The 10149-nt window shown below is 56.6% G+C and carries 7 protein-coding genes; all 7 read right to left on the bottom strand.

Going from position 1 to position 10149, the window contains the following annotated elements; all coding sequences use genetic code 11:
* Position 1: 1 nt before the first annotated feature.
* Positions 2 to 508 carry a redoxin domain-containing protein gene (locus VHE34_RS22205; protein ID WP_325591984.1) on the bottom strand — a complete coding sequence of 169 codons (507 nt, stop codon included), beginning with the start codon at positions 506 to 508 and terminating at the stop codon, positions 2 to 4.
* Between the two features lie 77 nt (positions 509 to 585).
* Complete coding sequence (locus VHE34_RS22200; RefSeq protein ID WP_325591982.1) at positions 586 to 2202, bottom strand: SusD/RagB family nutrient-binding outer membrane lipoprotein; 1617 nt, start codon at positions 2200 to 2202, stop codon at positions 586 to 588.
* A gap of 26 nt (positions 2203 to 2228) precedes the next feature.
* Complete coding sequence (locus tag VHE34_RS22195) at positions 2229 to 5579, bottom strand: SusC/RagA family TonB-linked outer membrane protein (protein WP_325591980.1); 3351 nt, start codon at positions 5577 to 5579, stop codon at positions 2229 to 2231.
* Between the two features lie 18 nt (positions 5580 to 5597).
* A complete protein-coding gene (locus tag VHE34_RS22190; RefSeq protein ID WP_325591978.1) occupies positions 5598 to 6812 on the bottom strand; it encodes an ROK family protein in 1215 nt (404 codons plus the stop codon).
* Between the two features lie 279 nt (positions 6813 to 7091).
* Positions 7092 to 8447: a GH1 family beta-glucosidase gene (locus VHE34_RS22185; protein ID WP_325591976.1), complete on the bottom strand. Its 1356-nt coding sequence runs from the start codon at positions 8445 to 8447 to the stop codon at positions 7092 to 7094.
* 68 nt (positions 8448 to 8515) lie between these two features.
* Positions 8516 to 9238, bottom strand: a complete 723-nt coding sequence (locus VHE34_RS22180; protein WP_325591974.1) for a hypothetical protein — start codon at positions 9236 to 9238, stop codon at positions 8516 to 8518.
* A gap of 19 nt (positions 9239 to 9257) precedes the next feature.
* Positions 9258 to 10148 carry a tRNA (adenosine(37)-N6)-dimethylallyltransferase MiaA gene (gene miaA / locus VHE34_RS22175; RefSeq protein WP_325591972.1) on the bottom strand — a complete coding sequence of 297 codons (891 nt, stop codon included), beginning with the start codon at positions 10146 to 10148 and terminating at the stop codon, positions 9258 to 9260.
* Between the last annotated feature and the right edge of the window lies 1 nt (position 10149).

The raw sequence follows: 10149 nt of genomic DNA, 5'->3' as shown, positions 1-10149 counted from the left end.
GTCAGTAATCGTTGATCAGGCAGCCTACGGGTTTGTTATAGGGTACCCGGACCCGTTGGTGCGCCAGCGACTGATCGATGGCGTCCTGCAGGTAAAAGACGGTCGGCCGGGCGCTTTGCATGCCCAGGTCTTTTATCCAGTTGTCGATGGAGCCGTGGTAGAGTACTTTCTTATCCGGGCCGAGCAGGAACGCTTCGGGCGTGACGGTCGCTTTTAAAGACGTGGATTGGGACTTGGCCGAATCGATGGAGATGGGAAAGGCGATGTGATATTTTTGCATGAATGCGCCGACGTCGGCGGCGGAATACGCTTTTCCCGGCACGACGCCGGTGAATTGCACCTTCCCGGCGTATTTTTTGACCAGCTGGTTCAGCGGCAGGGAATAGTTTTGGCAAAGCGGGCATTCGGGGGAAAGAAAGATGACGACCCGTAAGGGGGTGGGGGCCGGCTGGGCCCATGCTCCGGACAATACGAATGTAAACGCTGCAAATAAAAGCCATTTCTTCATGGAGCCCGATTTTGGTTCTTAAAATTAAAAAACTCCGGGCTGTCAACAGCCCGGAGTCCGATCTATTTTAATGTCGACTAAGGCATGTCCCACCAGACGCGACCGCTGAAGTCGTTGGGGCCGGTGCCCCAGTTGCCGTCGGAGGTCATGTTCTTGAAGGCGGCCTGTTGATTGTCATAGTTGCGGTCTGTCGGAAGCAGTACGGAGATAGCCGCGCGCCGGGGCAGCGCTATCGGTGTGCCGCTGGTGGACAGTGCTTCCCACGCGATGGTTGAGGTCGTGCTCGGCAGACCCGTCCGTTTCCACCAGGCCCAGGCCTCGCTGGGTTGACGGAAGAAGTCGAGATAGGCCTGGCAAACGATCTGGTCCAACCCCGTTGCCGGGTTGTACGCGACCTTGGGTTGCGCCAGGTAGGTCGTAATGTCGCCGGCAGCGATCTTATTATACCCTGCGATCCCGGCGGCCACCGCACGTTGGTCGTAGTAGGTGATGGAAGCCGTAACGCCCTTGTTGTACCAGGTGGCGGCATCGTCGCCGGTTATGCCTCTGTTGCCAAGCTCCGCGCGGATAAAGCAATACTCGGCGTAGGTCAGCAGGGGGAAGAAGGCAATACCGGTGCCCGCACCGTTGCCGTCGTTTTCGTCATAGTTCGGCGCAAACAGCCGGTGCTGCAGCTGCGAGTAGACGCTATCGGAGTGGAGGAAGTTGTTGGTGTTGGCGGCGACATCGTCGGGGCTGGTAGGGGCGCCGACAAACGTCATGGTCTTAAGCGCCGGACGGTAGAACATCTTCAACCGCGGATCGCCCGTCGTGTTCATGAAATCGATGACGGGTTTGGCCGCGCAGAATCCCACCGGGTTATAGTTACCGGCGCCATTGGCATATCCGGGGCCCGCATACAGCGCCCAGCTGTCGTCTGTCGAAGCCATCTGTGTCGCATCGGCCAGGACTTCCGTCACTATCGACTTCATCTTGGCCGGGTCGCGCTTCATCAGGCGCATCGCCATTTTGAGCCGGACGGCGTTGCCGATCTTCGCCCATTGGGTAGCTTCCTGTACAGGGTCACTGATACCATTGGGGAAGAAGGGGTCTTTGGCATTGATCGGAACCTGGGTGGCCGCCTGTGGCGTCTCCAGCACTTTCACGGCCGCCTTTATCTGCGCATCCAGGGTGTCGAACAGCGTAGCCTGGCGATCGTAAGCCGGGGTAAGCGTTCCGCCATAACGCGCCTCGAAGGCTTGCGTGTAAGGAATATCGCCGTTGATATCCGATACATAGAACGCGTAATAGGCTTTGAAGATAGCGGCGATGTTCTGCTGATACACCCGCTTAGCCGCGTCGCCCGGTTTCATCTGGGCGATCAGGTGGGGAATGTCGGACAGGTAGGTGCCTACCCGGCCATAGAAGATCTTGCTATACCGTTCGTTGAAATTGCCGGTCACGCGGGCGAACCCGGGGGTATTGCCGGCGGGGCTTGTGGTATACTGTAACCAGTTGTTCTCGGAGCGGTATACGTCATAAAAATACTCGAAATCGTCCTGGCAACCCGCGGCCGCCGCGAGGAACTGGTCAGCCGGGTCTACGGAATACAGCGTAGTGGGGTTCAGGTTGGTCTCGACGAAGGCGGACTTCTTACAGGCCCCCAGCGCCAGACAGGCTATTGAAATCGATACAATATATTTTCTCTTGTTCATAAATTCAATTTTCGTGTTGTTAGACGTTAGAAACCAGCTTTGACACTGAATCCAAGGCTGCGGGTGTAGGGCAGACCGCCGTATTCGGCGAACCCTGCGGAATTGTTGTTATAGAAACCCTCGGGGTTGATGCCATCCTTCGCTGTCTTGTACAGGTAGCCGAGGTTACGCCCGGTGACGGCTACGCGCAGCGAGCTGAACTTCACTTTCTTGTAGATGCTCGAAGGCAGGTCATAACCAACCGTCACTTCCCTGACCGCGATCCAGGAGTTGTCGAAGGTGGAATATTCCCGGATACCGCTGGACCACTGGCTGAGGTTGCCATAGTAGGCATAGGCGGGTACGGGGGTCACCAGCTTCGCATTATAGGCGTCTTTATAGGTCATGCCACCGACGTCGGTGCCGTTGATCATAATACCGTCGGCAAATACCCCGTCGGGGATGATGCCGTCGTTGTGCGACACACCGGATCCGTCCGTATAGGCGATACCGCCCGATGCGGCGTCGCGGCCTTTCAGGGAGTTCTTGAAGTCGCCGCCCGCTGAACCATACTGGTGGCTGGCGGAAGCCATGAGGCCGCCGTACTTTGCGTCTATCTGGACACTCAGATTGAAGGCTTTATAGCGGAAGGACTGCGTCGTGCTCCCCAGCCAGTTCTCCATGATGGTGCCCAAAGTTTTGGTGGAGCCGTCATAGTCCTGGCTGCGCAGGAAGGAATAATATCCGCCGGTCGTTCCATAGGGGGCGAGGCCCAATACTTTCTTGCCGTTGGCGGCCGCGTTCTTTCCGTTATAGATGGCATAGCCATACCCCGTTTGAACGGTGCCATAGTCCTTTCCGGCTATTGCCACCGCCTGTTCGTCCGCGCCGAAGGCCAGTTCCAACTGGTAGGATTTGACGCCGGGATAGAGGCTGATCACCTTGTTCCGGTTGCGGGTGAAATTGATGGTGGAATTCCAGGTGAAGTCCCTAAGCTGGACCGGGGTGGCCGTCATCAATATTTCGATGCCCTGGTTCTGGATATTCCCCGCGTTGATCGCCTGCGAACTTGCGCCGCTTTCGACCGGGGTGTTGAGATTCAGGATCTGGTTGAAGGAATTCTTTTTGTACCAGGCCACATCGAAGCCCAGGCGGTTGTGGAAGAAGCGGATATCGGCGCCGAATTCCAGTTCGCGGGCGCGTTCTGCGATCAGGTTCGCGTTGCCGAGGTTGGAGCCCTGGAAGGTGAACAGCTGCTGGTTCGAATTGCCGGTGTTGTTGAAGGTGCCGTTGGGCGAGTAGAAACCGGCCGTGTTGGTATAATAGGCCTGAGGGTAGGAACCCGACCAACCCAGGCTGGCCCGCAGCTTACCAAAGGACAGGATGGAATTCGAATTCTTGAAGGTTGGCAGCTCCGTGAACGTCCAGGCCAGGCCAACCGCCGGATAGGTCGCGTAATCCTTGCCGTGACCATCCCGGTAGGTGAGGGAAGAGACCCAGTCGTTACGGACGGTAAAATTGGCCGTCAGCATATTCTTCCAGGTCAGGTCGCCCATCACATAGACAGCGTCATTGCGGTAATCCGAGTAGGGCGCGTCCGTGTTGTTCACCTCGATAGAGGGCGGGCTGACGGAATTGGAGATGGTATAGAGCCCTGGAGCCAGCAGGCCGCCATTGGTGTTCAGCTTGATCCGCTGGCCGCCGAGCCGGCGGTAGGTTTCACCCCCTGCGGAGGCATTCAGATTGAAATCCTCGCCGAAGTCCTTTGTATAGTTCAACAATCCCTGGATGCGGATATTGTTGTAGCTACCCTTTGTCAGCGTATAGCTGCCGCCGGAGAAGTTCTTCCCGCTGCCGTTCACGTCTTCTTCCATATAGAAATTGTACGTATTGACATTGCTGCGGACCAGGGCGCTAAGACCGGGTGCGAGCTTGACGGTCAGGTCGAGGTTGGCCAGCAGGTTGTTCTCATGCTGGGTGCTGTTGTCCTGGTACCAGTTCCACATCGTGTGTGCGAGATAATAGGGGTCGCCGGTGGGGCCGGTCTTTTGACCGCCGTTGATGGTATCGATGTAGTTGTGCTGCCACCAGGCGATCGGTGCATTACGCGGCATAAAATACGTGAATGCAAACAGCGGGCTGAAGTTACCCCCCTGCCAGATCGGGTTCTTGATCGTGGAGATGGTATAGCTTACGCTGGCATCCAGGCTGATGGCGCTGCCGATCTTGTGGGTGGCCCGCAGCGAGAAGGCGTCGCGCTGCAGCTTGTTGTTCGGCATGATGCTGTTGTTTTGCAGATCGGATACCGAGAAACGATAGGTGCTGCCTTCGTTGCCGCCTTCGATGGCGAGGTTGGTATTGATGTACTTGCCGGTCTGGAAGAAGTCGAGCGGCTTGTTGGGTACCCAGGGCACCATGCGGCCGTCGATGTCCTTCACGGTGTGACCGTCAAATTTCGGCCCGAAGGACTGGTTGGCGTCCGGGGTATAGTAGATGCTGGCGTTGAGCGGGTCGACGATATCGTTACCCTGGGCGTCCTTATCGAACGTGGGCTTGATGCCGCCGCCATAGGTGTTCTGATAGTCGGGAAGCTTGTACGCGTGATCGAAGGATTCGGTATGCGTGAAGCTGATCCCAAGGTCCTTGCGGGCCCGGCCCTTCTTGGTGGTGATCAGCAGGACACCGTTGAGACCCCTGCTGCCATACAGCGCCGTCGCCGCAGAACCTTTCAGTACATCGATGCTTTCGTAGTCATCGGGGTTGAGGTCCTTGATGATATTGCCGAAGTCCCGGTTTTGGCCCCAGGAGTCGGCCCCGGTGGTACCGGGCTCGATGAGGATACCGTCGATGACCACCAGCGGCTGCGTATTCGAGCTCAAGCTGGCGTTACCACGGATACGGATCTTGGCGCTGGAAGAAGGACCGCCTGTCCCCTGCCCGACAAACACCCCGGCGACCTTACCCTGGAGGGCGTCGACGAAGTTGGCGTTATTCGCGCGGGTGATCTCGTCCCCCTTGATCTCGGTAACGGAGTAAGGGACCTTTCTCAGGTTGGTCCGCTGACCGAAACCCGTCACGACTACTTCGCTGAGACTCTTGGGGTCAGTGTGCATCGCTACTGTAACGTTGCTGCCGGTGACTTCCACCTGCTGGGCCAGGTAGCCGATGCCCGAAAAAACGAGTTGTGCGCCCCTTGGTGCGCTAAGCTTAAAATTGCCGAGGGCATCGGTTGAAGTGCCCGATTTGGCGCCTTTGACCATAACACTGATTCCGGAGAGGGGATTTCCAACACTGTCCCTGACGACGCCGGCTACTGGTATCCGGTCCTGGCCAAGCAGTGCTGCGCTCCACATGCAGGATAGCATGAACAGGAGCCAATGAGCCTTAAACTTTCTCATTTACGTTGTAGTTTTGATTTAAGAAAATGCAGTTTTTATCGTTTCTTTCTTTATAGATCCTTTTATAGAATGGTCCATGACCAGCGCCGCAGCCCCGATGAGTTCCGCATCCAACCCCAGTTCGGACACCTCGATGGTCGTACTGGCCGAAAGCCTGGGTATGCAATGCTCGTTCAGGGCCTGCTGCAGGGGTATCTGCCAGATCTTCCCGGCGATCGACCCTCTTCCGCTGAGCACGATCGTCTCCGGGTTCAGCAGGTGGATAAGGATGGCGACGCCTCTGCCGATATGATAGGCGGCCTGGGACAGGAGTTCCACAGCGAATTTGTCGCCCTTTTCCGCCGCCTTGGTTACCGCCATCGATGCCTGGTCGAGATTGTCCGTCAGTTGTTTTTCCTGCAGCAGGGTAACCCGGCGGTTGCGGATGCCTTCCTTTGCTTTTTCCACGACGACCATGAGGGAAGCTTCCGTTTCGAGGCAGCCCATCTTACCGCAGCTGCACAGTTTGTCGTTGGTGAACAGCGGCAAATGGCTGAATTCCCCGGCGAACCCGTTGTATCCCCGGAACAGTTCGCCATTGAGGATCAGGCCGAGGCCGATGCCCCAGCCGAGGTTGACTATCATCGCGCTTTTCTTATGACGAGCCATTCCGAACTTCAGCTCGGCGAGCGCGATGACGCTCGAATCGTTCTCGATGTATGCCGGTAAGCCGAGCTTCTCCGTAATATATTGGGTGATGCTGGTCTCGCCGTTGCCAAGAAAGGAGTAGTTGAGGCCTTTCCGGGAGTCGATGAAACCCGGCATACCGATGCCGATGCCGGCTATCTTTTCCTTGTTGATCCCCGATTGTTGGATGTGTGCATCCAATATTTCGGCGAGGGTTTCGAGGGCGCGGGGGTTTTTGGTAAGGTGGAGTTCGATCTTTTCGGGTACGCTAACCGGCCGGCGATGCATGTCCATAATGACGATGCGGGTGAACAACTGGTCCATGGCGACGGCTACCGTATACATCCGGTCCGGCCGGAGGGAGTACATCTGTGGACGCCGGCCGCCGGTGGAAGGGGCATAGCCTGTTTCAGTGATATCGTTATCCCTTATCAATTCATTAAGCATTTTTGTCGTAAGTGGGAGGCTGGTCTTGATAAGGGTGCTGAGATCGGAACAGGATAAGGCGGTGGAGAAGTATAGCTCTTTGATAATCTTTTCCTTATATAGCAAGTTTTTCTCGCGCATGGACAACAGTCAGTGTGTAGTTCCGGTTAAAATGAAACTAAAGTTAATAAACTTTTATAAAAAAGTTAAAAAGAGGATAAGATTTTTATTAAAGATATATTGACATAAATAAATACGACCCTCTTCGTATTAAAAATATTTGATTTGGGAGAGAAAATTTCCGGGTTCGACCCGGAAAATCGGGGTTTGGGAAGGTTGGCATCCGCGCGGCGAGGGCCAACCCGATACAAAGTTTGCGCGTGGAGTGATTGCGCCGGCTGCCTTTCCCCGGGCGCCGATTTATTTTTGGAGGAAATCCCGGAACCAGTAGCCGCTGCTCTTGATGGTCCTGAGCTGCGTCGCAAAATCGACGTGGATGAGTCCAAAGCGGGCGTCATAACCCGCCGCCCATTCGAAGTTATCCATCAACGTCCAGGCAAAGAAACCCTTGATGTTGACGCCTTCCTTTTTTGCCCGCAGCATCGCCAGCAGGTAACCCTGGTAATAGTCTATCCGCGCCGGGTCGTCCACGGCGCCATTGACCAGGACATCCTTAAACGCGGCGCCGCTTTCGCTTACGATGATCTCTTTGACGCCGCCATAGAGCCAGAAGCGCTTCAGGATGCGATAAAAGCTGTCCGGGTTTATCTCCCAGCCCATCGCGGTGCAGGGCACTTTCCGTGTCGAGGCCTTCACCTCGGAGGCCTGTACGATCGGGATCAGCGGGTTGTACCGGACGACGATGGGGAAATAGTTCTGGATGCCGATGAAGTCGAAGTTGAACGTCATCCGCTCGGTATACTTCCAGCTGCGGTTATGCAACTCCAGCTTCTCGAGAAACTTGAAGTCTTCGCGTGGATAGCCGCGGCCGAGGGCCGGCTCGATGAACAGCCGGTTCATCAGGATGTCCAGCCGTTTGGCGGCCTGGATGTCTTCCGGATTGTGGGTATAAGGAACGACTTCGGAGCAGGAAAAGGTGGTGCCGATATGGGCGCCGGGCACCAGTTGGCGGAGAAGCCGGCCGCCTTCGGCCTGGGCCAGCGCGGCATGGTGGATGGCGGGCAGGAAATTGGAGAGACCCGTCCGGCCCGGGGCGTGCTTGCCCAGCATATAGCCGAGGCTCGTAAAGCCGAATGGTTCGTTCAACACGATCCAATCCTTCACCTTGTCGCCATATTCCTCGGCGCAAAGCGTGACGAACCGGCTGAACCATTTGAGCATGAAATGGCTTGTCCAGCCGCCCTCTTTCTCCAGGGCCGTCGGCATATCCCAGTGGTACAGCGTCACATAAGGCCGGAGTCCCAGCTTCAGGCATTCGTCGATCACCCGGTGGTAGAAGGCAATACCCTCGCGGTTCACCCGGCCCATGCCTTCCGGCAATACCCGCGCCCAGGAAATGGAGAATCGGAAGACCGAAAAGCCCAACGCCCTGGTCAGCAGGAGGTCCCCCTTATAACGATGGTAGAAGTCACACGCGATAGCCGGCTTGCCGCCGCCTTTGATCTTCCCCTGCCGCCGGGAGAAGCTGTCCCAGATGGAGGGTCCTTTGCCGTAACTGTTCCAGGCCCCTTCGTTCTGCGCCGCGGCCATTGCCACGCCCCATTGAAAGTCCTCACCGAATTCCCTGGCTGTGAGTTTGTGCAGTTGGTTGACCAATCCTTGGACAATTTCGCGCAATATTCGGACGAAACCGTATTAACTCAATATTACTATTGGGTTAAATCTCACGATCTTTTTGCGGCGTTATAGGCAGTAACCACCTGGGTAAAATCGTCGGCCGACTTTCCTTTCAGGTGATGGTCATGGATATACTGGGTCAGCATGGGCTTCTGATCCTGCAACTGGTTTAACAGGTCGTCCCAGTTCCTGACGGCAGTCAGTTTTCCGTTGCGGTGAAGCCAGTAGGCATCGATGCTGAGGATATCCTGGTCGGTGGTGGCGGTGCCGTAGGAGGGGGTCTCGTGGATCTTTTTCTTTATCTGGCGGCAAAGGGTCGTCTCATCGTTCACCAGCACCTGGAACCATACTTTCTCCAGGGACTTGTCGGGGGGCGTCAGCTCCAAGCCCCAGATGAAATAATAGTTGGCGCCGTTGGTGCTATCGGTGAGGATGATGCGCCGGACGGGAGAGGTGGCGACGTTTTCCCTGCCGTCGGCGCCGAGGAAATTGATCTCATTGTCGAGGAGATTGATGCGCACTGCATTGCAGCGATAGCGGCCGCCGCCGTCATCGAAAAGGACTGCCTTCATGAATTGTTCCTTGAAGAACGGCGTGCCGGCCGTCACGCGGACAAACTTCAGCCCGGTATACAGTTGCCCCATTACGGCGGAGCTGGCGCTATAGTCAGTGGCTCCTGCGCCGTCGGTACTGTTGACGTCGATGACCCGTTGCGCTTTTGAACTCGTGAGTAACCCCGCGAGGATGACAGTGGCGAGAATGCGATACATGCAATGAATATACAAAATTTTAGATCAGGGATTCGAGCCGATCCGTAGGAGCGGTCCAACGGACGGACAGATCGCGGCGGAACCAGGTCAGCTGCCGTTTGGCATATTGCCGGGTGTTGGTCTTGATGGCCGCCACGGCTTCCGCGAGGCTGATCTTTCCGTCGAGATGGTCGAACAGTTCCTTATACCCAACAGTCTGCAATGCGTTGTGATGGCGGTAGGGGAGGAGCGCTTTGGCCTCTTCCAGCAGGCCCGCTGCCATCATTGCGTCCACCCGGTCATGGATGCGCTGGTGCAGCTCTTCCTTTGGCAGCTGGAGACCGATCGTTTGGATATCGAAGGGCCGCCGGCGGGGCTCGCGGGTGCGGAAGGACAGAATGGATTGACCCGTGGACATCCGCACCTCGAGTGCGCGCATGACCCGCTGGGGATTTTGCAGCTCGCCCGACGCATAAAAGGCCGGATCGTACTTCTTTATCTGTTCCTGTAGCCAGCCGAGTCCATGTTCTTCATAATCATGGCGGATCTGGCTGCGGATCGTTTGGTCGACCGGTGGGATACTATCCAGCCCGTCGGTAAAGGCCCGGATATAGAGACCCGTCCCACCGACCATCACGGCCACCGGCGAGCTCCGGAAGATCTCTTCCGTCCAGCCCAGGGCCAGCTCTTCGAAAGTAGCCGCGTTGACCTCGGCTTCGATACTATGGGAATTGATGAAATAGTGATGGACCGCGTCCAGTTCCGCGGGGGAAGGTTTGGCGACCCCGATATTGAGTTCCCGGTAGCACTGCCGGGAGTCTGCGGAGATTATCTTTGTCCTGAGTAGTTTGGCCAGCCTGACCGCAGCGGCCGTCTTCCCGACGGCCGTCGGCCCCACGAGGATGATGACCGTTGGTGTTGTCGGTGGCATG

The sequence above is a fragment of the Puia sp. genome, from assembly GCF_035546395.1.
Taxonomy (GTDB): Bacteria; Bacteroidota; Bacteroidia; order Chitinophagales; family Chitinophagaceae; genus Puia.
Note: the sequence above shows the minus strand (reverse complement) of the source record. Positions and strands in the feature narration are given on the sequence as shown.